The organism is Mesorhizobium sp. WSM4307 (genome assembly GCF_007003945.1).
GTDB lineage: Bacteria > Pseudomonadota > Alphaproteobacteria > Rhizobiales > Rhizobiaceae > Mesorhizobium.
In genome coordinates, this window is the sequence record NZ_VFTB01000009.1 from 197,650 (window position 1) to 220,659 (window position 23,010).

General features: G+C 63.8%; 25 protein-coding genes. 14 read left to right on the forward strand and 11 right to left on the reverse strand.

What is annotated here, in order from left to right; all coding sequences use genetic code 11:
* Positions 1 to 15 precede the first annotated feature (15 nt).
* Positions 16 to 984, reverse strand: a complete 969-nt coding sequence (gene mdh, locus FJV83_RS22795; RefSeq protein ID WP_142877731.1) for a malate dehydrogenase — start codon at positions 982 to 984, stop codon at positions 16 to 18.
* A gap of 234 nt (positions 985 to 1,218) precedes the next feature.
* Here mdh and FJV83_RS22800 point away from each other — a divergent pair, with 234 nt between their 5' ends.
* On the forward strand, positions 1,219 to 1,647 hold the full coding sequence (locus tag FJV83_RS22800; RefSeq protein ID WP_142886469.1) for a GNAT family N-acetyltransferase: 429 nt from the start codon (positions 1,219 to 1,221) through the stop codon (positions 1,645 to 1,647).
* A 36-nt stretch (positions 1,648 to 1,683) separates the two neighbouring features.
* Here the strand turns inward: FJV83_RS22800 and zapE are convergent, their stop codons facing one another.
* Entirely contained in the window at positions 1,684 to 2,898 is a 1,215-nt protein-coding gene (gene zapE, locus FJV83_RS22805; protein WP_142886468.1) for a cell division protein ZapE, read from the reverse strand.
* Positions 2,899 to 3,086: 188 nt separating this feature from the next.
* The gene (locus FJV83_RS22810; RefSeq protein ID WP_095774807.1) at positions 3,087 to 3,626 is read right to left on the reverse strand and encodes an AprI/Inh family metalloprotease inhibitor; all 540 of its coding nucleotides are present in this window, start codon (positions 3,624 to 3,626) and stop codon (positions 3,087 to 3,089) included.
* A gap of 235 nt (positions 3,627 to 3,861) precedes the next feature.
* Here FJV83_RS22810 and FJV83_RS22815 point away from each other — a divergent pair, with 235 nt between their 5' ends.
* The 9 genes from FJV83_RS22815 to FJV83_RS22855 all read left to right on the forward strand — a co-directional run bounded on the left by FJV83_RS22815 (position 3,862) and on the right by FJV83_RS22855 (position 12,037).
* On the forward strand, positions 3,862 to 4,914 hold the full coding sequence (locus tag FJV83_RS22815) for an MBL fold metallo-hydrolase (RefSeq protein WP_185973425.1): 1,053 nt from the start codon (positions 3,862 to 3,864) through the stop codon (positions 4,912 to 4,914).
* 71 nt (positions 4,915 to 4,985) lie between these two features.
* The gene (locus FJV83_RS22820) at positions 4,986 to 5,552 is read left to right on the forward strand and encodes a hypothetical protein (RefSeq protein WP_179296519.1); all 567 of its coding nucleotides are present in this window, start codon (positions 4,986 to 4,988) and stop codon (positions 5,550 to 5,552) included.
* Positions 5,553 to 5,733: 181 nt separating this feature from the next.
* Positions 5,734 to 5,895, forward strand: coding sequence for a DUF1328 family protein (locus FJV83_RS22825; protein WP_095774809.1), 162 nt, complete (start codon positions 5,734 to 5,736; stop codon positions 5,893 to 5,895).
* Between the two features lie 98 nt (positions 5,896 to 5,993).
* On the forward strand, positions 5,994 to 6,878 hold the full coding sequence (dapF, locus tag FJV83_RS22830) for a diaminopimelate epimerase (protein WP_142886466.1): 885 nt from the start codon (positions 5,994 to 5,996) through the stop codon (positions 6,876 to 6,878).
* Positions 6,878 to 8,218: a tRNA (N(6)-L-threonylcarbamoyladenosine(37)-C(2))-methylthiotransferase MtaB gene (gene mtaB / locus FJV83_RS22835; RefSeq protein WP_185973424.1), complete on the forward strand. Its 1,341-nt coding sequence runs from the start codon at positions 6,878 to 6,880 to the stop codon at positions 8,216 to 8,218. The genes dapF and mtaB overlap by 1 nt, the downstream gene beginning before the upstream one ends.
* Positions 8,219 to 8,230: 12 nt before the next feature.
* On the forward strand, positions 8,231 to 10,102 hold the full coding sequence (gene ftsY / locus FJV83_RS22840) for a signal recognition particle-docking protein FtsY (RefSeq protein ID WP_142886465.1): 1,872 nt from the start codon (positions 8,231 to 8,233) through the stop codon (positions 10,100 to 10,102).
* A gap of 45 nt (positions 10,103 to 10,147) precedes the next feature.
* Positions 10,148 to 10,822, forward strand: coding sequence for a septation protein A (locus FJV83_RS22845; protein WP_095774812.1), 675 nt, complete (start codon positions 10,148 to 10,150; stop codon positions 10,820 to 10,822).
* 24 nt (positions 10,823 to 10,846) lie between these two features.
* On the forward strand, positions 10,847 to 11,467 hold the full coding sequence (locus FJV83_RS22850) for a pyridoxamine 5'-phosphate oxidase family protein (RefSeq protein WP_142886464.1): 621 nt from the start codon (positions 10,847 to 10,849) through the stop codon (positions 11,465 to 11,467).
* Positions 11,468 to 11,506: 39 nt separating this feature from the next.
* Positions 11,507 to 12,037 carry an NADPH-dependent FMN reductase gene (locus tag FJV83_RS22855; protein ID WP_095774814.1) on the forward strand — a complete coding sequence of 177 codons (531 nt, stop codon included), beginning with the start codon at positions 11,507 to 11,509 and terminating at the stop codon, positions 12,035 to 12,037.
* A 208-nt stretch (positions 12,038 to 12,245) separates the two neighbouring features.
* Here the strand turns inward: FJV83_RS22855 and FJV83_RS22860 are convergent, their stop codons facing one another.
* The gene (locus FJV83_RS22860) at positions 12,246 to 12,452 is read right to left on the reverse strand and encodes a 4-oxalocrotonate tautomerase family protein (protein ID WP_010912352.1); all 207 of its coding nucleotides are present in this window, start codon (positions 12,450 to 12,452) and stop codon (positions 12,246 to 12,248) included.
* Between the two features lie 56 nt (positions 12,453 to 12,508).
* A complete protein-coding gene (locus FJV83_RS22865; protein WP_142886463.1) occupies positions 12,509 to 13,429 on the reverse strand; it encodes an SMP-30/gluconolactonase/LRE family protein in 921 nt (306 codons plus the stop codon).
* A 292-nt stretch (positions 13,430 to 13,721) separates the two neighbouring features.
* Here FJV83_RS22865 and FJV83_RS22870 point away from each other — a divergent pair, with 292 nt between their 5' ends.
* Positions 13,722 to 13,889, forward strand: coding sequence for a hypothetical protein (locus FJV83_RS22870; RefSeq protein WP_019862058.1), 168 nt, complete (start codon positions 13,722 to 13,724; stop codon positions 13,887 to 13,889).
* A 227-nt stretch (positions 13,890 to 14,116) separates the two neighbouring features.
* On the opposite strand, the gene FJV83_RS22875 is transcribed toward FJV83_RS22870, so the two are convergent.
* From FJV83_RS22875 to ccmA, 4 genes are all read right to left on the reverse strand, one after another.
* Entirely contained in the window at positions 14,117 to 14,695 is a 579-nt protein-coding gene (locus FJV83_RS22875) for a DsbE family thiol:disulfide interchange protein (protein WP_142886462.1), read from the reverse strand.
* On the reverse strand, positions 14,692 to 14,865 hold the full coding sequence (gene ccmD / locus FJV83_RS22880; RefSeq protein WP_095774817.1) for a heme exporter protein CcmD: 174 nt from the start codon (positions 14,863 to 14,865) through the stop codon (positions 14,692 to 14,694). The genes FJV83_RS22875 and ccmD overlap by 4 nt, the downstream gene beginning before the upstream one ends.
* Positions 14,866 to 15,026: 161 nt before the next feature.
* Complete coding sequence (ccmB, locus tag FJV83_RS22885) at positions 15,027 to 15,692, reverse strand: heme exporter protein CcmB (RefSeq protein ID WP_095774818.1); 666 nt, start codon at positions 15,690 to 15,692, stop codon at positions 15,027 to 15,029.
* A gap of 208 nt (positions 15,693 to 15,900) precedes the next feature.
* The gene (ccmA, locus tag FJV83_RS22895) at positions 15,901 to 16,509 is read right to left on the reverse strand and encodes a heme ABC exporter ATP-binding protein CcmA (protein WP_142886461.1); all 609 of its coding nucleotides are present in this window, start codon (positions 16,507 to 16,509) and stop codon (positions 15,901 to 15,903) included.
* Between the two features lie 285 nt (positions 16,510 to 16,794).
* Between ccmA and acnA the strand changes: the two genes are divergently transcribed.
* Positions 16,795 to 19,485: an aconitate hydratase AcnA gene (gene acnA / locus FJV83_RS22900; protein WP_142886460.1), complete on the forward strand. Its 2,691-nt coding sequence runs from the start codon at positions 16,795 to 16,797 to the stop codon at positions 19,483 to 19,485.
* 77 nt (positions 19,486 to 19,562) lie between these two features.
* Here the strand turns inward: acnA and FJV83_RS22905 are convergent, their stop codons facing one another.
* Positions 19,563 to 20,231 carry a ceramidase domain-containing protein gene (locus FJV83_RS22905; protein WP_142886459.1) on the reverse strand — a complete coding sequence of 223 codons (669 nt, stop codon included), beginning with the start codon at positions 20,229 to 20,231 and terminating at the stop codon, positions 19,563 to 19,565.
* Between the two features lie 179 nt (positions 20,232 to 20,410).
* Here FJV83_RS22905 and FJV83_RS22910 point away from each other — a divergent pair, with 179 nt between their 5' ends.
* Together FJV83_RS22910 and FJV83_RS22915 are read left to right on the forward strand one after the other, a co-directional pair.
* The gene (locus tag FJV83_RS22910; RefSeq protein WP_142886458.1) at positions 20,411 to 21,196 is read left to right on the forward strand and encodes a thioredoxin family protein; all 786 of its coding nucleotides are present in this window, start codon (positions 20,411 to 20,413) and stop codon (positions 21,194 to 21,196) included.
* A gap of 631 nt (positions 21,197 to 21,827) precedes the next feature.
* Positions 21,828 to 22,214, forward strand: a complete 387-nt coding sequence (locus tag FJV83_RS22915) for a DUF2794 domain-containing protein (RefSeq protein ID WP_142886457.1) — start codon at positions 21,828 to 21,830, stop codon at positions 22,212 to 22,214.
* A gap of 115 nt (positions 22,215 to 22,329) precedes the next feature.
* Here FJV83_RS22915 and FJV83_RS22920 read toward each other — a convergent pair whose 3' ends face one another.
* Positions 22,330 to 22,914, reverse strand: a complete 585-nt coding sequence (locus tag FJV83_RS22920; protein ID WP_142886456.1) for a GNAT family N-acetyltransferase — start codon at positions 22,912 to 22,914, stop codon at positions 22,330 to 22,332.
* Positions 22,915 to 23,010 lie beyond the last annotated feature (96 nt).

Consider the following 23,010-nt stretch of genomic DNA (forward strand, 5'->3'; position numbering starts at 1 on the left):
ACGTTTTGGCGGGATTTACTTCGAGGCGAGCTGCGGCGCGATCTTGACGCAGGCCTCGGTCAGGCCCTGCACGGTCGCCACCGAACTGTCGAACATTTTCTGTTCGCTCTTGTTGAGGTCGATCTCGATGATGCGCTCGACGCCGCCGGCGCCGATCACCACGGGAACGCCGACATAGGTGCCCTTGACGCCATACTGGCCGGAGAGGTGGGCCGCACAGGGCAGCACGCGCTTCTTGTCCTTGAGATAGGCTTCGGCCATCGCAATCGCCGAGGCCGCCGGCGCGTAGTAGGCCGAGCCGGTCTTGAGCAGGCCGACGATCTCGGCGCCGCCGTCACGGGTGCGCTGCACGATCTGGTCGAGCTTCTCCTTCGAGGTCCAGCCCATCTTGACGAGGTCTGGCAGCGGGATGCCCGACACCGTCGAATAGCGGATCATCGGCACCATGGAATCACCATGGCCGCCAAGCACGAAGGCGGTGACGTCTTCGACCGAGACCTTGAATTCCTCGGCCAGGAAATAGCGGAAGCGCGAGGAGTCGAGCACGCCGGCCATGCCGACGACATGGGTCTTGGGCAGGCCAGAGAACTTCTGCAGCGCCCACACCATGGCGTCGAGCGGGTTGGTGATGCAGATGACGAAAGCCTTGGGCGCGTACTTCTTCAGTCCGGCGCCGACCTGTTCCATGACCTTGAGGTTGATGCCCAGCAGGTCGTCGCGGCTCATGCCCGGCTTGCGCGGCACGCCGGCGGTGACGATGCAGACGTCGGCGCCCTCGATGCCGGCATAGTCGTTGACGCCGGTCAGCCGGGAGTCAAAACCATCGACAGGCGACGACTGCGCGATATCGAGCCCCTTGCCTTGCGGAATACCCTCGGCAATATCGAACAGAACCACGTCGCCGAGGTCCTTGAGGCCGATCATGTGGGCCAGCGTGCCGCCGATCATGCCCGAGCCGATAAGCGCTATCTTGTTGCGTGCCATGTGAGGATGTTTTCCCTTTGTCTGTGACTGCGCCCAAATCTTTGACGACTTGATGACGGCGCCGAGGAAGAGGCCGGAATGCTGAGGAAACCCGCGAGATTTCGCCGCACCCAATAGCCTCCGGGCGAGATAAATTCAAACGATTATTTTGGAGTGAACATTTTCAATCGGTTAGATGGGTTGGGATTTACGTAAACGTCAAAGTTTGTAAGCCGACTTGGAGAAATCTACACAATGAGTATGGAGATCGTAAGGCTTGAAGCCAGCGATGACGCCCTTGTGATGCGGATCGCCGAGGATGTGTTCGACGAGCCTGTCAGGCCGGACCGGTTGGCAGCCTATCTCAACCAACCCGGCCATTTCATGGTCGTGGCCCTCGCCAATGGCGTGGTCGTCGGGCAATGCGCCGCCGTCATCCACCGCCATCCCGACAAAGTTGCGGAACTTTATATAGATGAAGTCGGCGTATCGCCCGAATTCCAGCGCCAGGGGATCGCGCGCAGAATGCTCGACGCGATGTTCGCGATCGGCAGGGAGAGTGGCTGCGAGGAGGCCTGGGTCGGCACCGAACCCGACAATCTTCCGGCCCGCGCGCTTTATGAATCGCGCAAGGAGCCGCATGGGGAAGCGGAGAGTTTCGTCATGTATGCGTACAGGCTTTAGCGGCCAGCGTCTTCGCCCTGCTTTGCGTTCCTCTGCCTAGGGCGACGAAGGCAGGGCCTGAGCCGGCGGCACATCCGGCGCCGCCTTCACCTTCCGCCGCTCCGCCCAGTCCTCCAGCCAGTCACGGCTTTGCATCTCGATCAGGCGTGAAGCGGTGCGTTCGAACTCGAACACCTCGACGCCGCGTTTTGCCACATAAAGCTCTTGTGGCGGCGCATCGGCGCTCACCACCAGCCGCACATGATGATCGTAGAGCGTGTCGATCAACAGGATGAAGCGCTTGGCCTCGTTGCGCTTGCCTTCGCCCAGCACCGGGACGTGGTCGATGAAGACGGTCGAGAAACGTCCTGCGATCGCCAGGAAATCGCGCGCGCCGAGCGGTTTTTCGCAGAGATCGGCGAAGGAAAACCGCGCCGCGTCGCCGGCGGCGGCCGGCACCGGAACCTGGCGGCCCTTCAGCGTCAACGAGGTCGCGGCTGTCGGCGCGCCGCGCGTCATCGTCCGCCAGGCCTCGTCGAGCGTCCGGTCGGCCGCCGCATCGGCCGGCGTGACATAGACCGGCGTGCGGGCGAGCTTCTCGAGCCGGTAGTCCTTGTCGGTGTCGAGCGACAGCACCTGCGCGTGCCGCTCCAGAATGCCGATGAACGGCAGGAACAGCTGGCGGTTCAGCCCATCGCGGTAAAGATTTTGCGGCGCCACGTTCGAGGTGGCGATCAGCACGACGCCGTTGGCGAACAGCGCCGAAAACAGCCTGGACAGGATCATCGCGTCGGCGATGTCGGTGACCGAGAATTCGTCGAAGCACAGCACCCAGGCCTGCTCGGCCAAGGCTTTTGCCACCGGCGGGATCGGATCGTCTTCTTTGACGTCGCCATTCTTGCGCGCCTGGCGGTGCTTCTGGATGCGGTCCTGCACATCGGCCATGAAGTCGTTGAAATGGACGCGGCGCTTGCGCCGGACCGGCAGCAGCTCGAAGAACATGTCCATCAGCATGGTCTTGCCGCGGCCGACGCCGCCATGGATGTAGAGGCCTTTGACCGCCTCATGCGTCTCGCGCTTGCGGGCAAACAGCCAGCCCAGCGCGCTGGACTTGTGCGCCAGCCGCTTGGCCGAGATCTCGTCGGTCAGCCGGTCGAGCGCGGCGGCGATCCGCTCCTGCGCAGGATCGCGTCCGATCGCGCCGGTTTCCACCAGGTGGTCGTAGCGCTGCCTGACGGTCGCATGGGTCTGGAGGCCGTCACGCAGATGCATCGGTCACGTCGTTTGTTCAGAGCAGGAATGCTCCAAGGAAACTAGGTGTGTCGAGATTCAGGTCAGGCCGAACCGAGAATGGCGGCTTTCGAGAACCGGAGCGGAGCGTACTTAAAGTACGTGAGCACCGGAAGCGCAGAAACCCGCCGTTCGCAGGCCGGCATCACCTGAATATCGGCATACCTGGCTTACCTTGTAAGCGAAATCGGTTGACCGTTGGAAGTCTGGCCGTCGAATTTCGAGCCGCCCGACGAATAGAGCCGCGCCAGCGACCCGCCATTCTCATCGTAAAGCGTCAGCTGCTTGCCGGCGACGTTCCACGACTTGATGCCGTCGATCGGGGCCGGGCAATGCAGCGGCCCGGCGCGGAAGCCGGCGCCGAACTTGGTCTGCGGCGTCGCGATCTTGCAGCTTTGCCCGGAAACGCTGGCATTCCAGACGCCGGCGACGGCTGCCGCGCTGAGATCCGCGGCCCCGGCGGGCGCCTGGCCGTCCGGCGGCAAGGACGCCACCTGCGTGTTCCCCGGAGCGGTCGGGAACTTCGACGGGTCGGTGGTGCCGGGCGAGGCCGGCGGCGGCAGCTGATTGGAGGTCACCTGGCCGGCCGGCGCCGGCTGCAGTGGCGCCGGTTGCTGGTCGTCCATCGACGAGAAGCGCGAGGTCGAGCAACCGCTCGCAACGAGCGCCGCCAGCGATACGGCCACAAGACCGCTTTTCGAAAAATTCATTACAACCTCCGTCGGATCCGGCTGGGGGGAAGCCGTCCGCGCAATATCACCCTCCACCAAGATGGAGAAGGTGGCGAAATTTCAACCCGATATGGTTAAAATAGGGTTTGCGGCAAGATTGTTGCAAATTTATCGCAATCTCGACCTGCCAAGTCCGGTCGTCGCTTAAGTCCGTGGAGTTCGGCCGCGACCACGCATTCGCCTGCAAATGCTTGCGCCAACCGCCGCAACGCCTATGTCTAGGAGCCGAACCCCGCTGGAGCATACCTTGGCCGCGAGAAAGAAAGCCGCCAACCGCTATTACAGCGGTCCGCCCAGCGACCATTTCGATGGCATCTTGTTCTTCAATCCCGGCGGCCGGATGCCCGGCCGCTTCACCGATCTCATGAAATGGCAGCTCAACGGCCAGCGTGCGAAATGGCCGGCAACCAGCCCGAGCCCCTTTCCGCTGGCGAGGCCGGCCGCGATGGTCGAAGGCACCGACCTTACTGTAACCATGGTCGGCCATTCGACCTTGCTCATCCAGACGGCCTGGCTGAACATCCTCACCGATCCGGTCTGGTCGCAACGCACCTCGCCGTTTTCCTTTGCCGGGCCAAAACGCGTCAATGCGCCAGGCATCGCCTTCGACGATCTGCCGCCGATCGACCTCGTGCTGGTAAGCCACAACCATTATGACCATCTCGACCTCGTCACGCTGAAGCGGCTGAAGGAAAGAGACGATCCGCTGGTGGTGACGCCGCTCGGCAATGATGTGCTGATCGGCGAGGTGGTTCCCGGCATGCGGCTGGCGGCGCATGACTGGGGCGACAGGGTCGACATCGGCGACCGCACCGCCGTCCACATCGAGCCGGCGCATCACTGGTCGGCGCGCGGCGCCCGCGACCGGCGCATGGCACTGTGGGCCGGCTTCGTCATCGAGACGCCGGGCGGCAAACTCTATTTCGCCGGCGATACCGGCTTCCATGACGGCATCAACTACCGGCTGATGGCGGACAAACATGGCGGCTTCCGCTTCGCCATTCTGCCGATCGGCGCCTATGAGCCACGCTGGTTCATGGCGCCGCAGCACCAGAACCCGCAGGAAGCGGTGCAAGGCATGAAGCTATGCAAGGCCGCCTTCGCCGCCGGCTGCCACTGGGGCACATTCCAGCTCACCGACGAACCGATGGACGAGCCCGTCCGCAAACTGGCTGAGGCCCTTGAGGCCGAGGGCCTGCCGCCGGAGCGCTTTCGCGCCTTGCAACCCGGCGAGGTCTGGAACGTGCCGGAGATCGAGCACGGTTGAAGTCTGCATTGGCCATTTACGGCACCATCATTTTCGCCGATGGTCCGCCCAGCAGAAAAAGGGGAATGCAGATGAAATCCATGCTTGCAGCGCTGATGGTGCTGGCAATCTCGATGCCGGCGGCTTTCGCGGGCGAAATCACGGATCGCGCCGCTGAGGCCGAAAAGGCGCTGCAGGCAGGCGACGGAGCCGGCGCGCTGGAGAAATTCCGCGGCGCCGAGGAGGCCTTGTGGCAAGCGATGCCGCTCGCCGTGCAGAATGTCAAACAGGTCGATTCGGCCGGCGGCTTCGGCATCTACAGCGAGCGTGCCAATCAGATCTACAAGCCAGGCGAGAAGGTCGTGCTCTATATGGAACCGGTCGGCTACGGCTATGGGTCGGACGGCCTGGGCAACAGCCAGATCGCGCTTTCCGTCGACCTCACCGTGCTCTCCGACTCGGGCGAAGCTCTGGGTACCTTCGAGAAAATCGGCAGCGTTCAGGTCGCTTCCCGCTCGCACAACCGCGAACTCTTCTTCAAGCTCGACCTGTCCCTCGATGGACTGCCGCCCGGCAAATACAAGTGCAACTTCCTCATGCATGACCAGAATTCGACCAAGACGGCGCCGTTCAGCACCGATATCGAGATCGCCGGCTAATGCATGTCGCCCAAAAGTGACCTCGGTTTTGGGAGAACGACATGCATAAAGCAGAGACCTAAAGCGCGTCGCATGACGCGCTTTAGATTCCACTGACATCGCCTCGCAAACCGCGGGAACCCAGGCACGACTGCCGCGTTCTTCATGCGGTTACAAATCTGTCGGTTTGCGAGGCATTCCCATGATCAGATGGATCATCATCCTGCTCATCATCGCCGCCGCGGCGAGCCTGCTCGGCATGCCGGCGCTGGCTGGAGCCGCCGCCACAGGCGCGCGCATCCTCATCGGCATCGTTCTCATCATCTTCCTGCTGGTGGTGCTAGGCATCTTTGCCGTGACTTAATCCCGGCGTCTTCGCCGTGACTGAACACGCCTGCGCACTGGTAATTCCCGCCCGTTTCCGCCATATAGCGCCAAACGGACACGGAATTTCGCGGAGCAATGGCAAGCACTGCCCCTTTCGCCAAGATGAACGGCATCGGCAACGAGATCATCGTCGCCGATATGCGCGGCCGTGCCGATCAGGTAACGGCGGCCGCCGCCCTTGCGCTGAACGCCGATGCCGCGACCCGCTTCGACCAGATCATGGCGATCCATGATGCGAAGACGCCGGGCACCGCCTACTATGTCGACATCCTGAATTCCGACGGCACCAGTGCGCAGGCCTGCGGCAACGGCATGCGCTGCGTCGTCCAGGCGCTCGCCGCCGAGACCGGCCAGAAGATCTTCACCTTCGAGACCCGCGCCGGCATTCTCAACGCCAGGGAACATGCCGACGGCACGATCTCGGTCGACATGGGCATGCCGCGTTTCGGCTGGCAGGAGATTCCGCTGGCCGAGGAGTTCCGCGACACCCGCATGATCGAATTGCAGATCGGCCCGATCGACGCGCCGGTGCTGCATTCGCCCTCCGCCGTCTCGATGGGCAACCCGCACGCCATCTTCTGGGTCGACCGCGATGTCTGGTCCTATGAGCTCGAACGTTTCGGCCCGCTGCTCGAAAACCACCCGATCTTTCCCGAGCGCGCCAACATCACCATTGCACAGGTGACCTCGCCCGAGAGCATGATCATCCGCACCTGGGAACGCGGCGCCGGCCTGACCAAGGCCTGCGGCTCCGCCGCCTGCGCATCGGTGGTGGCCGCGGCCCGCACCAGGCGCACCGGCCGCAGCGTCAGCCTTTTGACGCCCGGCGGCGGCACGCTGCATGTCGAATGGCGCGAAGACGACCACGTCATCCTGACCGGTGCCGCCGAGTGGGAATTTTCCGGCAACTTCGACCCTTCGACCGGCACCTGGGCCCGCGACACCGAAAGCGCGGCCTGATGTCGGTTGCTCTGTCCAGGAGCCCGGACTTCGACGGCTCCCTTTCCGAGGCCCCCAGCCGCATTGACGTGGTGACCTTCGGCTGCCGGCTGAACACCTATGAGTCCGAAGTGATGCGGCGCGAGGCCGAAAGCGCCGGTCTCGGCGCGCTGCAAGGCGGCGCGGTGATCTTCAACACCTGCGCCGTCACCGGCGAGGCGGTGCGCCAGGCCAAACAGGCGATCCGCAAGGCGCGCCGCGCCAACCCTGCGGCGCGCATCATCGTCACCGGCTGCGCCGCCCAGACCGAGCCTGAAAAATTCGCCGCCATGGACGAGGTCGATCTCGTGCTTGGCAATGAGGAGAAGTTGAAAGCGCATTCCTACCGTGCGCTGCCGGATTTCGGCGTCAACGACACCGAGAAGGCCCGCGTCAACGACATCTTCTCGGTGCGCGAGACCGCCGGCCACATGGTCGACGCCATCGAGGGCCGCGCCCGCGCTTTCGTCCAGGTGCAGAATGGCTGCGACCACCGCTGCACCTTCTGCATCATTCCCTACGGCCGCGGCAATTCCCGCTCGGTGCCGATGGGCGCCGTGGTCGAGCAGGTCAAGCGACTCGCCGGCAATGGTTATGCCGAGATCGTGCTGACCGGCGTCGACATGACCAGCTTCGGCGCCGATCTGCCGGGCGCGCCCAAGCTCGGCAAACTGGTCAAGACCATTCTGAAGCAGGTGCCCGACGTCAAGCGCCTTCGGCTATCCTCGATCGATTCGATCGAGGCCGACGACGATTTGCTCGATGCCATCGCCACCGAACCCAGGCTGATGCCGCATCTGCATCTGTCGCTGCAATCGGGCGACGACATGATCCTGAAGCGCATGAAGCGAAGGCATCTGCGCGACCAGTCGATCCGTTTCTGCGAGGATGTGCGCAAATTGCGCCCTGCGATCGTCTTCGGCGCCGACATCATCGCCGGCTTCCCGACCGAGACCGACGCCATGTTCGAGAACTCGATAAAAATCGTCGAGGAATGTGGCCTGACCCATCTCCATGTCTTCCCGTTTTCACCGCGCGAGGGCACGCCCGCCGCGCGCATGCCGCAGCTCCGCCGCGAGGTGGTCAAGCAGCGCGCCGCCCAGCTGCGCGCCGCCGGCGAGGTCACCTATCGGCGCCATCTGTCCTCGCTGCCGGGAACGCGCCAGTCGATCCTGATCGAGCGCGATGGCCTCGGCCGCACCGAAGGATTTACCCTCGCCGCACTCGGCACCGGCGCGCCGGGCGAGATCGTCGAAGCGACAATTACTGGCCACGATGGCGCCCGGCTCAACGCAGTGCCGCTTGCCGCACGCGCCGCCTGAGAAACGCAAAGCATGGCTGGTTTTTTCAAGAAGATATTTTCGTTCGGCAAGAAAGAGGTTGTCGAGGAGCGTGTTGACGAGACCGCCCCGCTGCCCCCGATCAAATGGGACCAGCTCGATGCGCTGAAGCCGGCGGCCGATCAGGTTGTTCCGGAATTTCTGAAGCGCGATGAGCTGGAGCCGGCGCCCCACTCTCCCCTCGATGGGGAGGGTCGCCACGAAGTGGCGGGGAGGGGTAATGCCGACGCCAGTCACCCCCAAGCTCCGCTTGGGACCCCCATCGAGTGGCAGGTAGAGCCGGCACCTCAGCCCGCACCTGAAGAACCGGCACCCGAGACCGCTCCTACCATCCCGCCCACGCCGGAGCCGACGGTTCCCGCCGAGCCGGAACCCCTGCCGCAGCCCGCGCCGCAAGAGGAACCGGCACCCGCGCCAGAGCCCCCGGAGCCGCCGGCTCCCGAGGAGATTCCGCTTCCCCCCGCCGCTCCGGAGCCCGTCCCCGAACCGCAGCCGCAGGAAGTCCCTGCTCCGGCACCTGCCGAGCCGGAGATTGTGCCGCCGCGCCCGGAAAGGCAGCCCGAACCGGCACCGATCGAAGTGCCGGTCCCGCCTGCCGAGATCCCGGCCGAGACACCCGCTCCCGTTGAAGTGCCGCCAACGGCTGCCGAAGCTACGCCAGCGCCCCACCCTCCCCTCGATGGGGAGGGTCGCCACGAAGTGGCGGGGCGGGGTGATGGCGCCAACGCCAGCGCCAGTCACCCCCGAGCCGCGCCCGGGACCTCCCCCATCGAGGGGGAGGTAAGGCGCACGCCCGTCGAGACGCCGCCCGTCATTGCCGAGATCGCGCCCGAGCCGCAGCCCGTCCCACAGCCGAAGCCGGAATCGAAACCCGCTCCCGGCAAGGTGACCGTCACCAAAAAGGTCGAGCAGAAGGCCGAGCCGGTCAAGGCGCCGGAGCCGGCACCGCGGCGCTCCTGGTTCCAGCGCATGCGGGACGGACTTGCCCGTTCCTCGCGCGAACTCACCGGCAACATCGCCGGCGTCTTCACCAAGCGCAAGCTGGACGAGGACACGCTGCAGGACCTGGAAGATGTGCTGATCCGCGCCGATCTCGGCACGGAAACGGCGCTTCGTATCACCGACGCGCTGGCCGCCAGCCGCTACGGCAAGGACGTCTCCGATACCGATGTCCGCACCGTCATGGCGGCCGAGGTGGAGAAGGTGCTGACCCCTGTCGCCCGGCCGCTGGAGCTCGATCTCTCACACAAGCCGCATGTCATCCTGGTGGTCGGCGTCAACGGCACCGGCAAGACCACCACCATCGGCAAACTGGCGGCGAAACTGACCGATGGCGGCCTGTCGGTGATGCTCGCCGCCGGCGACACGTTCCGCGCCGCCGCGATCGAGCAATTGAAGATCTGGGGTGAGCGGACGAAATCGCCCGTCATCGCCTCCAAGCTCGGGGCAGATGCGGCCGGCCTTGCCTATGACGCTTTCGAGAAGGCCAAGGAGGCCGGCTCCGACGTGCTGATCATCGACACCGCCGGCCGGCTGCAGAACAAGACCGAACTGATGGCGGAGCTGGAAAAGATCGTGCGCGTGCTGGGCAAGCTCGATCCGGAAGCGCCGCACACCGTGCTGCAGACGGTCGACGCCACCACCGGCCAGAACGCGCTCAACCAGGTCGAGATCTTCCGCAACATCGCCGGCGTCAACGGTCTAGTGATGACCAAGCTGGACGGCACGGCGCGCGGCGGTATTCTGGTGGCGATCGCGGCAAAGCACAAACTGCCGGTCTATTTCATCGGCGTCGGCGAACAGGTCGACGACCTCGAACCTTTCTCCGCAAGCGAATTCGCCAGGGCGATCGCTGGAGTGGCGTAACGGCATGATTCCGTTTCAACGGGATCGTGCGTAAGAAGGAAGATCATGAACCCACCCATTCTCGAACGCGATCCGTCCGACCCGCAGAAAGAGAAGAAGGAAGGCGTCAATCCCGTGCTCAAGCTGGCGCTGGAGCTAGGACCGCTGCTGGTCTTCTTCTTCGCTAATGCGCGCGGCGAGTGGCTGGTGCAGAAATTCCCTGTTTTGGCCGAATTCGGCGGCCCGATCTTCGTCGCCACCGGCCTGTTCATGGCCGCCACGGCCATCGCGCTGATCGCCTCATGGCTGCTGACGCGCACCTTGCCGATCATGCCCATGGTCTCGGGCGTCGTGGTCTTCATCTTCGGCGCGCTGACGCTCTATCTGCAGGACGACATCTTCATCAAGATGAAGCCGACCATCGTCAACACGCTGTTCGGCGGCGTGCTGCTTGGCGGCCTCTACTTCGGCAGGTCGCTGCTTGGCTATGTCTTCGATTCGGCCTTCAGGCTCGATGCCGAAGGCTGGCGCAAGCTCACCTTCCGCTGGGGCCTGTTCTTCCTGTTCCTGGCCATCGTCAATGAAGTGGTGTGGCGCAATTTTTCCACCGATGCCTGGGTTACCTTCAAGGTCTGGGGCATCATGCCGATCACGCTTCTGTTCACCTTCAGCCAGATGCCGCTGATCCTGCGCCATTCGCTGGACGATAAAGAAGGCGGGGAAGAAAAGGCCGGCAAGTAGCGCCCTGCAAACAGGGGGAGAGCCATGGAATTCGTCACCACGCGTGAAGAGCTGCGGACGATCTACAAGACGCCGCGCCCGACCGACGGCTCGATCCGCAAGGAGCTGAAGGCACTCGACGGCCACTGCCGCTCCCTCATCGGCAAAAGCCCCTTCGTGCTGATCGGATCGTCCGACGGCCAAGGCAATGCCGATGTGACGCCGAAGGGCGACAAGCCCGGCTTCGCCGCCATTCTCGACGACAGGACCATCGCCATCCCCGACCGACCCGGCAACAACCGGCTGGACACGCTGGAGAACATCCTGCGCAATCCCTCGGTCGGCCTGCTCTTCCTGATCCCCGGCATGAACGAGACGCTGCGCGTCAATGGCGATGCCCGCATCACCGTCGATGCCGGTTTGCGCGAGCGCCTCGCCGTCGATGGCAAGGAGCCGCAAAGCGTCATCGTGGTCACGGTCAAGGCCGCCTACATGCATTGCGCCAAGGCCTTCATGCGCTCCGATCTGTGGAAGCCCGACACCTGGTACGACCGCGCCACGCTGCCGACGCTCGGCCAGATCCTGCGCGACCAGCTGGTGGTCGCCGATTCGGCCGAGGCGACCGACCGCTGGCTCGACGAGGAATACAAGCAGACGATGTGGTAGTTTTCCCGACGCGATTCGCGCCGAACCGGTCCCCACCCTGTGCTGAACCTCCTCGCCATCTCCGGCAGCCTGCGTGCCGCCTCCACCAATTCGGCCCTGGTCGCGGCACTGGCGCGCAATGCGCCCGCAGGCTGCCAGGTCACAATCTATGACGGGCTCGGCCGTCTGCCGATCTTCAATCCCGATGACGAGGGCGAGCGCACGCCGCGCGAAGCGGCCAAGCTGATCGACGCCGTCACCGGCGCCGATGGCGTCATCGTCTCCTGTCCCGAATATGCCCATGGCGTGCCGGGCGGGCTGAAGAACGCGCTCGACTGGCTGGTCTCGCGCGACGCCGCCGTCGCCAAGCCCGCCATGCCAGTGCACGCCTCGCCGCGCTCGCTGTTCGCCCGTGCCGCTTTGGCCGAGATCATGCGGACTATGTCCTTCGCGCTTTATGAGGATGGGCTGGAAATTGCCCTGCTGGGGAAGAAGCCGCCGGAGGTGGACGGCATCCTGGCGGAGCCGGTGAACGTGCTGGCAATGTGCAATGCACTATCTGCTTTCGCGGATTTCATCGCCTCGCGTTGAGCGGCACAGTCTTTCCCTTCTCCCCCTGTGCGAGAAGGTGGATCGGCGCGCAGCGCCGAGACGGATGAGGGGTGTTCCAGCGGAGTGAGGCTTGAAAAGATCGAAGGATTCTAAGCGCTTACTTTTACAAAGTCGCGATCCTTCCAACACCCCTCATCCGACCTCGCTTCGCGAGGCCACCTTCTCCCACAAGGGGAGAAGGCAAGACCTACCCCTTCCGCAATGTCTCCACATCGGTCTTGCCGACATACCAGTCGCGGGCGTTGACCTCTTCGAAAACCACCCAGACATCGTCATTGCCAAGCCCGGTGGCTTCCATGATGGCCGCCGTGACTTTCTTGGCGATGTCAGCCTTCTTGCCTGCCGGATCGGCGGCGATCACTTCCTTGACGATGCGGATGTTGACGAATGGCATTTTTTCTCCCCCAGGATGGTTGCGTTCCCGAGCCGGCGCTCGCGCCGCGATCTGTTTCAGTAGGTCTTGGCTCCGTTCACCATCAGCCGCACCGAATAGAGCGAGGTGGTGCCGGCGATGTAGAGGCAGTTCAGCTTGGCGCCACCGAACACGCAATTGGCGGTCACCTCCGGCACCTTGACCTTGCCGATCAGCGTGCCGTCGGGATCGTAGCAATGGATGCCGTCCGCGGCGCTGGTCCAGATGCGTCCGTCGGCGTCGAGCCGGAAGCCGTCGAACAGGCCGGCGGTGCAGTCGGCGAAGACTTTGCCGCCGGAAACCTTCTTGCCGTGCTTGCCAACGTTGAACACCCGCATATGCGCCGGATTCTCAGCGCCATGCGTGCGACCGGTGTCGACGACATAGAGCAGGCTTTCGTCCAGCGAGAAGGCCAGCCCGTTGGGCCGCACCATGTCGGTGATGACGGCCTCGATCTCGCCGCTGTCGGGGTCGACCCGATAGACGTAGCAGGCGCCGATCTCGCTCTCGGCCTTGTCGCCTTCATAGTCGGTGTCGATGCCGTAGCTTGGGTCGGTGAACCAGATCGAGCCGTCGGACTTCACCACCACGTCGTTGGGCGAGTTCAACCGCTTGCCCTTCCATTTGGCGGCAATGGTGGTGACCGAGCCGTCATACTCGGTGCGGCTGACGCGGCGGCCCGAATGCTCGCAGGTGACCAGCCGGCCCTGCCGGTCGACGGTGTTGCCGTTGGAATTGCCCGAAGGCTGGCGGAAGACGCTGACGCTGCCGTCGGTCTCGTCATAGCGCAGCATGCGGTTGTTCGGGATGTCGGACCAGACGACGTAGCGCCCGGCGGCGAACCAGGCCGGCCCTTCCGCCCAGCGGCATCCGGTGAACAGCTTCTCCACCTGCGCGTTGCCGTTGAACAGCCGCGCGAAGCGCGGATCGAGAATTTCGTAATAGTCTGCGGCCGCCATGCATTTCCTCCCGGCATCACGTGATGCCGGATCAAGCCAGCCCGCGATCGATCTGGCAAGACGCGGCCTCAGCAATTTGTATGACAAAACGGCGAGGAAACCGCCGCCCAGGCGGTTCCAGCCCTGATCGTCCAACCAGGACGCCTTAGGACCCGATTAACCGGCTATGCGCTGCGTGCAATGGTGCATTGCAACATCTTCTTTTTGCAACGCACCAATCCTATGTCATGTTCCGTATTGACCAAGGGAGGAAGAAACCGCCGCCAGAATGCGGCACAGAAGGACCCTTGCTATGATCTTCAACGATCTCATGACCCGCGCTCGCAACAACATCGCCAAGCGCAAGCACTACAACCGCCTCGTCGCCGAAATCGACAGCTTCTCCAGCCGCGATCTGGCCGACATGCGCGCCGACCGCTCGGAAATGCTCTACCAGATCCACAAGCAGATCTACGGCTGAGTATTCGGTCGACCTATCACGTTCGTCATGCTTGGGCGTAGCGACGCGAAGCGGAGCAAAGAGCCAAGGATTCATGCCGTGATCTTCGAGCGCCGCAGCGGTGCGGAATATCTGTCTACCGCTATACGCGGCTATTCTGATCCGAATCCTTGACCAACGTCCCGGCATGGATTCCAGGGTCTGCGCCGCGTCGCTTCGCTCTAGAATGACGAAGCGAGAGAACGCCGTCAGTTCGGTGCGGCCAATGCCTTGTCGATCTGCGGCAGCAACAAATCCCGCGCCGCTTCCGCCGTCAGCGGGCCGACATGCTTGTAGGCAATTCTGCCGTCCTTGCCGATGACGAAGGTTTCCGGCACGCCGTAGACGCCCCAGTCGATCGCCGTGCGGCCGGCTTCGTCGACGCCGATGGCTTGGAACGGATTGCCGAGATCGCCGAGGAACCGGCGGGCATTTTCCGGCCGGTCCTTGTAGTTCAGCGCCGCCATGGTGAACCGCTTGTCCTGCGCCAGCGCCAGAAGCACCGGGTGCTCTTCGCGGCACGGTGCGCACCATGACGCGAACACGTTGACCAGCGTGACCTTGCCGGCGAACGCCCTGGAATCGAGGCCCGGCAGGTTTGACCCCTCCAGCGCCGGCAGATTGGTCTGCGGCGCCGGCAGCCCGATCAGCGCCGAGGGCACTTCCGAGACATCGCGTCCCGACAACAGCTGCCACAGAAACAGGCCCGCAAGGCCGAGGAAGACCAGCAGCGGCAACAGGACGAACAGGCGGCGGCCGCGCGTCGGTGTTTCGGTCTCGCCGCTCACGACTTCTCCGCCTCCGCCTTGTCGGAACGCCGCCGCACGCCGGCTGCTTCCAGCTCGGCAAGATCGCGCTTGCGCCCCTTTTGATCGAGCAGGATCCAGCCGATCAGCCCGGCCAGAGCAACCGCCGTGATGCCATAGGCGGCCGTGACATAGAGGGCGTGCGCACTCATGCCTGCCGCTCCATCGGCGTGCCTCTTTCCAGCCGTCTGCCTCGTTCGATCATGCTTTCCCTTAGCGACATGCCCATGGCTGCGCAACGCGCCATGGTTTCAAACATACGTGGCCGCCGCGCCGCCGCCCTTGATGTCGCGCAAACCATGCCGAACCTCGCTCAATCGGTTCCGTGGCGCAGCGCCAGCGCTGCCGAGGCCGGCCCCAAAACACCAAGAAACAGCGTCAGCGCGGCAAGAATGAGGAAGGGCTGCAGGAAAGGATCGGGATCGGCGGTCGCGCCATAGCTCGCCGAAACGCCGAAGATCAGCACCGGAATGGTCAGCGGCAGCACCAGCACCGAGATCAAGAGCCCGCCGCGCGGCAGCGCCACCGCCACGGCGGCACCAGCGGCGCCAATGAAGGTGATGGCCGGCGTGCCGACCAGCAGCGTCAGCGCCGTCGCGCCGATGCCGAGCGGCTCCATGTTCATGAACAGGCCGAGCAAGGGGGCGGCGACGACCAGCGGCAGAACGCTGCCCGCCCAATGCGCCAGGCATTTCACCAGCACCGTCAGCGCCAGCATGTTCCGGTCGTTGCCGAGCACCAGCAGATCGAGCGAGCCGTCCTCTCGGTCGGCCTGGAACAGCCGGTCGAGCCCGAGCAGGCAGGCGAGCAGCGCGCCGATCCACAGGATCGCCGGGCCGATGCGGGAAAGCAGCTTCAGGTCCGGCCCGACGCCGAACGGGATGGTGGCGATGACGGCAAGGAAGAAGATGACGCCGGTCAACGCCCCGCCGCCGGCGCGGATGTTGAGGCGGATGTCACGGGCGAAGAGGGACCACATTACGATGTGGTCCTTTGTTGAGGTTGGCGTTTTGTCACGCCCCCCTCTGGCCTGCCGGCCCTCTCCCCCACTTGGGGGAAGATTGGCAGCTTCGGCGCCTCGCTTGTCTTTGCGACGGAGGGGATTGGCGAAAGCCTGGGCGCCATCCAATCTCCCCCCTCGTGGGGGAGATGTCCGGCAGGACAGAGGGGGGCGCCTCGCACCGCCATCAACCGGCTTCCCCCATCCTCAATTCCTTAGCCCCATCCAATCCCAGCGGCAAATGCGTCGCCGCGACGATCATCCCACCAGCCATGCAATGCTTCATCATCAGCCCCGCGAACCGCGCCTCCGACGCCTTGTCCAGTCCCGCCGTCGGCTCGTCGAGCAGCCACAGCGGCCGGTGGCTGACCAAAAGCTTGGCGATCGCGGCGCGTCGCCGCTGCCCGGTCGAGAGATAGCCGAACGGCAGATGGCCGATGCCGCCGAGCCCGACCGTCTTCAGCGCCTCTTCGACGCCCGAATCGCCACTTCCATTGAAATCGCGCCAGAAGCGCAGGTTTTCGACGACGCTGAGCGCCGTCTTCATCGCGTTCTGGTGTCCGAGATAATGGCAGGCCGAAGCGATCGACGGAAAGTCATCGCCGCCGTTCTCGAGCAGCAGCCGGCCTTCGGCCTTCGGCAGCAGCCCGGCGATGATCCGGAGCAAGGTCGATTTGCCCGATCCGTTCGGCCCGGTGACGACCAGCGCCTGACCCTGATCGAGCGCAAAGCCGATGCCGGAAAAAACCGCCTCGCCGCCGCGTTCGCCGCCCAGATTTTCGGCGATAAGCCGCATCCCTCGCCTGCCCCGAAAACAATGTTCCGCGGTCGCTGCCGCATCGCACAAATTTGCTTTTTGACTGTCTAGAACTATTCCAGAAAATTCTCTATATGCGGTGCATCCGTGCCAGCGGTCGGCGCGGGAACAGAATTAGCGCCGAACCAGCGCACGCGCCGCCTTGAACGGCTCGGGTTGCTTGGGAACGGACAGCGGAAATGGCCGTACCCGCACCTTTGCGCGTGATTGCATGCCATCGGCGTCCGTTCCCTTTCAGGCTGAACAGACAAGGACGGATCGCACGTGTCAAAATCCCTCGATAGTTTCAATTGCCGCCGCACGCTGAAAGCGGGCGATGCGGAATATGTCTATTTCGACCTCGTCGAGGCCGAGAAGAACGGCCTCACCGGCATCGCCCAGCTGCCCTATTCGATGAAGGTGCTGCTGGAGAACCTCTTGCGCAACGAGGACGGCCGCTCCGTCACCAAGGACTCGATCCAGGCGGTGGCCGGCTGGCTGACCGACAAGGGCACCGCCGGCGTCGAGATCGCCTACCGCCCGGCCCGCGTCTTGATGCAGGATTTCACCGGCGTTCCGGCCGTGGTCGACCTTGCCGCCATGCGCGACGCCATGGCCTCACTCGGCGGCGACCCCCAGAAGATCAACCCGCTGGTCCCGGTCGACCTCGTCATCGATCATTCCGTCATCGTCGACGAGTTCGGCACGCCGCTGGCCTTCGCCCGCAATGTCGAGCTCGAATATGAGCGCAACGAGGAACGCTACAAGTTCCTGAAATGGGGCCAGCAGGCGTTCCGCAACTTCCGCGTCGTGCCGCCCGGCACCGGCATCTGCCACCAGGTCAACCTCGAATATCTCGGCCAGGTCGTGTGGACCAACACCGAGGACGGCGAAACCACAGCCTATCCCGACACCTGCGTCGGCACCGATTCGCACACCACCATGATCAACGGCCTTGGCGTTCTCGGCTGGGGCGTCGGCGGCATCGAGGCCGAGGCGGCCATGCTCGGCCAGCCGGTCTCCATGCTCTTGCCCGAAGTGATCGGATTCCGCCTCACCGGCAAGCTGAAAGAAGGTGTCACCGCCACCGACCTGGTGCTGACCGTCACCCAGATGCTGCGCAAGAAGGGCGTCGTTGGCAAGTTCGTCGAGTTCTTCGGCCCGGGCCTTTCCAACATGACGCTCGCCGACCGTGCCACCATCGGCAACATGGCGCCCGAATATGGCGCCACCTGCGGCTTCTTCCCGGTCGATAGCGAAACCATCCGCTATTTGACCATGTCCGGCCGCGAGGAAAGCCGCATCGCGCTGGTCGAGGCCTATTCCAAGGCACAAGGCATGTGGCGCGAAGCGGGCTCCGCCGACCCGGTCTTCACCGACCTGCTCGAGCTCGACCTCGGCGACGTCGTGCCGTCCATGGCCGGCCCCAAGCGCCCCGAAGGCCGTGTCCCGCTGGAAGGCATCCCGGCCGGCTTCGCCAAGGCGATGGAGACCGAATACAAGAAGGCGGCGGAGATTTCCAAGCGCTACGCCGTCGAAGGCACCGACCATGATCTCGGCCATGGCGACGTCGTCATCGCCGCCATCACGTCGTGCACCAACACCTCGAACCCGAGCGTGCTGATCGGCGCCGGCCTTCTGGCCCGCAACGCCAACCGCCTCGGTCTCAAGCAGAAACCGTGGGTGAAGACCTCGCTCGCCCCCGGCAGCCAGGTCGTCGCCGAATATCTGGAGAAGTCAGGCCTGCAGAAGGAGCTCGACCAGATCGGCTTCAACCTGGTCGGCTTCGGCTGCACCACCTGCATCGGCAATTCCGGCCCGCTGCCTGGGCCGATCTCCAAGACCATCAACGATAAAGGTCTGATTGCTGCCGCGGTCTTGTCCGGCAACCGCAACTTCGAAGGCCGCGTCTCGCCCGACGTGCAGGCCAACTACCTGGCGTCGCCGCCTCTGGTCGTGGCGCATGCGCTGGCCGGCACCGTCACCAAGGACCTCACGACCGAGCCGCTGGGCGAGGACAAGAACGGCAATCCGGTCTACCTCAAGGACATCTGGCCGAGCTCGGCCGAGATCCAGGAGTTCATCGAGAAGAACGTCACCCGCGAGCTGTTCGCCCGCAAATATGCCGACGTCTTCAAGGGCGACGAGCACTGGCAGAAGGTGCAGGCGCCGGAAGGCCAGACCTATGCCTGGGACGACAACTCGACCTATGTGCAGAACCCGCCCTATTTCGCCGGCATGACATCCGGTTTCGGCAAGATCGGCGACATCAAGGGCGCTCGCGTGCTCGGCCTGTTCGGCGACAAGATCACCACAGACCATATCTCGCCGGCGGGTTCGATCAAGGCCGCCTCGCCGGCCGGCAAGTATCTCACCGACCATGGCGTCGGCGTCGCCGATTTCAACCAGTACGGCACGCGGCGCGGCAATCATGAGGTGATGATGCGCGGCACCTTCGCCAACATCCGCATCCGCAACCACATGCTGGGCGAGAACGGCCGCGAGGGCGGCTACACCATCCACTACCCGTCGAAGGAAGAGGAATCGATCTACGACGCGGCGATGGAGTACAAGAAGGAAGGCGTGCCGCTGGTCATCTTCGCCGGCGTTGAATACGGCAACGGCTCGTCGCGCGACTGGGCGGCCAAGGGCACCAACCTGCTCGGCGTCCGCGCCGTCATCGCCCAGTCCTTCGAGCGCATCCATCGCTCGAACCTGGTCGGCATGGGGGTCATCCCCTTCGTCTTCGAGGAAGGCACGTCCTGGGCCTCGCTCAACCTCAAGGGCGACGAACTGGTCGAGATCGATGGCCTGAGCACCATCAAGCCGCGCCAGACGATGACCGCCAAGATCACCTATGGCGACGGCACGGTGAAGAACGTGCCGATCGTCTGCCGCATCGATACGCTGGACGAGCTCGACTACTTCAAGAACGGCGGCATCTTGCAGTACGTGCTGCGCGATCTGGCTGCATAAGGCAGCAAGGAAATGGGGCTTAGGCAGTAGGGAATAAGGCGCCTACTGCCTACTGCCTACTGCCTACTGCCTACTGCCTACTGCCTTTCGGCGCCCCCAAACCGCGCCACCGCCGCCAGCAGCACCCCCAGCATCAGCCCGTTGAGGATGTGCCACAGGAAATGCGTGCCGAGCGGAAAGCTGGCGCAGACCATCGGGTCGATCATCCGGCAGAAGGCGGACACCACGAAGATCGCCGACCCCGCCAGATTGTACCAGCCGGCCCGGTTGCCGTGTGCCGTCACCCAGATGCCGAAGAAGGCCAGCGCCAGGAACGGCGGCAGGTAGCTCGTCGTGCCGTTCGATGCCAGGCGCAGCCAGTCCGGCACGGCGAAACTTATCGCGCCGGCCACCGCATGGAAGACGACCAAGACCACCATCGCCTTGCCCCATTCCATGCCGAGGAAGCGGCGCAGATTGAACAGCGTATAGGCGAGGGTGAAGCCGGCAATCGGCAGGATATCGGCCCAGATCGTGCCCCTGGTGGCAAAGGTATGGAAGATCGTCGAGCCGATGCCGATCGCCACCACCCACCAGGCCAGTACCGCGGCGAAAGTGCCGGCCTCGCATCGGCGTACTTCCCGCACACCCCATAATCCCGCGGCAATGAAAGCAAGGTTGGTCAAAGCATTGGCGGGCTCGGCCCAAAGTCCAGGCCCGGTCCGCTCGCAATAGAGATCGGCAGGGATCAGGAGAGTTTGCCACATGATGATGATGCCAGCCCTCGATCGAACCGCGTCGTGAAATGCAGGGTCCCTCCTATTGCGGCCTTAGCTGCGGCTGCAACGGCAAAAATTTCACCGCAACGTGACTTCCCGTTGACTTCCGCTTCTGCCACATATTTCAGACAATCAGAACAAAGCCGGCGCCACCGGCGGGAATTGGAATGATCATGGCCTGGCGAAGATCACTTTGGCTGGCAGCCTTCGCGCTGGCCTTCTCGGCGTTTGCCGGTGCCGGCCATGCCGGCGAGGCCGAAGGGATCCAGGCCGAAAAACCCTCGCCCGACAGGCCGCTCGGCGTGGTCGAACTGTTCACCAGCCAGGGCTGCAGCTCCTGCCCGCCGGCCGATGCCTTCTTCGCCGAACTTGCGACCAGGGAAGACATTGTCGCGCTCTCCTATCACGTCGACTATTGGGACTATCTCGGCTGGAAGGACACGCTCAGCCGCAAGGAAAACACCGAGCGGCAATATGATTACATGCGCGCCTTCGGCAGTCGCTCCGTCTATACGCCGCAAGCGGTCCTCAATGGCCGCGCGCATGTCAACGGTGCCAATCGCGGTGAGGTCGACGGCGCGCTGGCCCGCATGGCGAAATCCGGCGAAGGCATGCGTGTGCCCGTCAAGGTCAGCCGCACCAGCGACCGCGTGATCATCGATGCCGGCGATGCCGGCGCCGGTCCGAGCGACGCCCATGTCGTCATCGTTTATTTCGAGCCGCCGCAGATGGTCAAGATCGCCCAGGGCGAGAACTCCGGCCGCAAGATGACCTATTGGAACGCCGTCACCAGCATCCAGACCGCCGGCATGTGGCACGGCAAGGCGCAGCGCTATGAATTGCCGATGAGCGAGATCACCAAGAAGGGCGGCTGCGCCGTGCTTTTGCAGTCGGTCGGCAAGGACGGCATGCCAGGACCCATTCTCGGCGCTGCCTTCATCCACAAGCCGTAACGCAATCGCCGAAAACGGCCTTGCCTTCGTCATCCACGGGCGGAGCAGGAGCGAAGCTCCGTCGCGGAGACCCGAGGATCCATGCCGTGACATTTGCTATAAGTAAAAGCGGTCCAGGATCGGGCGCTCTCGACCCGGGCCTGACCGACGCCAACTCGTGCGACCGCTTATTCTGAACCGGCGCGTTCTTCGGGCAATGTCGCGGCATGGATCGACGGCGCCGATAACATCACGATCGATCCGGACCGTCAGGCATGAAAAAACCGACGTCAGCTTGCTTCTGACGCCGGTCATTGAAGTTTTGGGATCGTCGCACCCGATTTTTCCAAGGAAAAACCGAGGTTGGTTCGATCCGACGCAGACCCGTGGGCGGGGGGCTTGGGGTTTACGAGCCGGTGCCGGACCGAACCGTCTCAGGCAACGCCGGTAAATTCGTCGGACATTGGGGCATGAGCGCGGATAAAAAGAGGCAGAAATGTGGCGAAGCATCACCAATTCCAACATGCGGTTTGCAAACGTGACTGGACGTGACCGAAAAGGCGCGCTGCCGCGACCGCTTCGCCGGCTCTTGCAATTGCAGCGCGAAGGGGCCAATTTTGGTTGGCAAAGATTCATTTTGAAGGATCGAGGCATGACTGACGACGGCGGCGGGACGGGGGATGGTGACGCATCCGCAATATTAATCCCGCTGCACGAGGCGCGCAGCGCACGCCTCGACCAGCCGGTGCGCTTCGACCGGCGTGAACTGGACCAGATCCTCAGGCTCTACGGACGCATGGTCGCCGCCAATGAATGGCGCGACTACGCCATCGATCATTTGACCGACAGGGCGGTGTTTTCCGTCTTCCGCCGCGCCAGCGAAGTGCCGCTGTTCCAGATCGTCAAGGATCCGAAACTGGCCCGCAAGCAAGGCGCCTTCGCCGTCATCGCCGCCGGCGGCCGCATCCTCAAACGCGGCCAGGAGCTCGGCCGCGTGCTTGGCGTCTTCGACAGCAAGCTGAGAGTGGTCGAGGCCTGAGCCGGGAATAGGAATTGAGGAATTGAGGAATTGAGGAATTGAGGAATTGAGGAAAAAGGCACTCAATACCTGACGTAAGCGCCATTGTTCTTCAATTCTCCAGTTCTCCAGTTCCTCAGTTCTTCAATTCTTCTTTATCCCCCCGAAACTTCCGCTCCGGCAGCGAGACCGGGTCGGGCGGCAGCGACGCACCGCCATTCAGCGACAACTGCATGAACACCGTGTCCAGCCAGCGCCCGTGCTTGTAGCCGGAGCCTTCGAGCCGGCCTGAATGGCGAAAGCCGAGCTTTTCGTGCAGCCTGACCGAGGCGCTGTCGGCATGGCCGTCGCCGATCACCGCGATGATCTGGCGAAAACCCGCCGCCTCGGCCGCCGCGATCAAGGCTTGCATCAGCTGGAGACCGACGCCCTGGCCCTTGGCATCAGGCGCGACATAGACCGAATCCTCGACGATGAAGCGATAGGCCGGGCGCGGCCGGAAGGTGCCGGCATAGGCGTAGCCGAGCACTGCGCCGTCCTTCTCCGCCACCAGATAAGGAAAGCCGCCGGCCGTGAGCGTGGCGAATCGCGTGCCCATCTCGGCGCGGCTGGGCGGCTCCAGCTCGTAGCTCGCCGTTCCGTGTGTCACGGCGTCGGCGTAGATTTCGGTGATGGTGTCGAGGTCGGCGGCGCTGGCCGCCCGAATCACGATATTGCTCATTCTTTATGCAAGCCTTCTGTCTGCCTTCGATAACAGCAAACGCCGGCGCAAAAGAAAAGGGCGGCCGTTGGGCCGCCCTTTCCAAACCCGATGGTC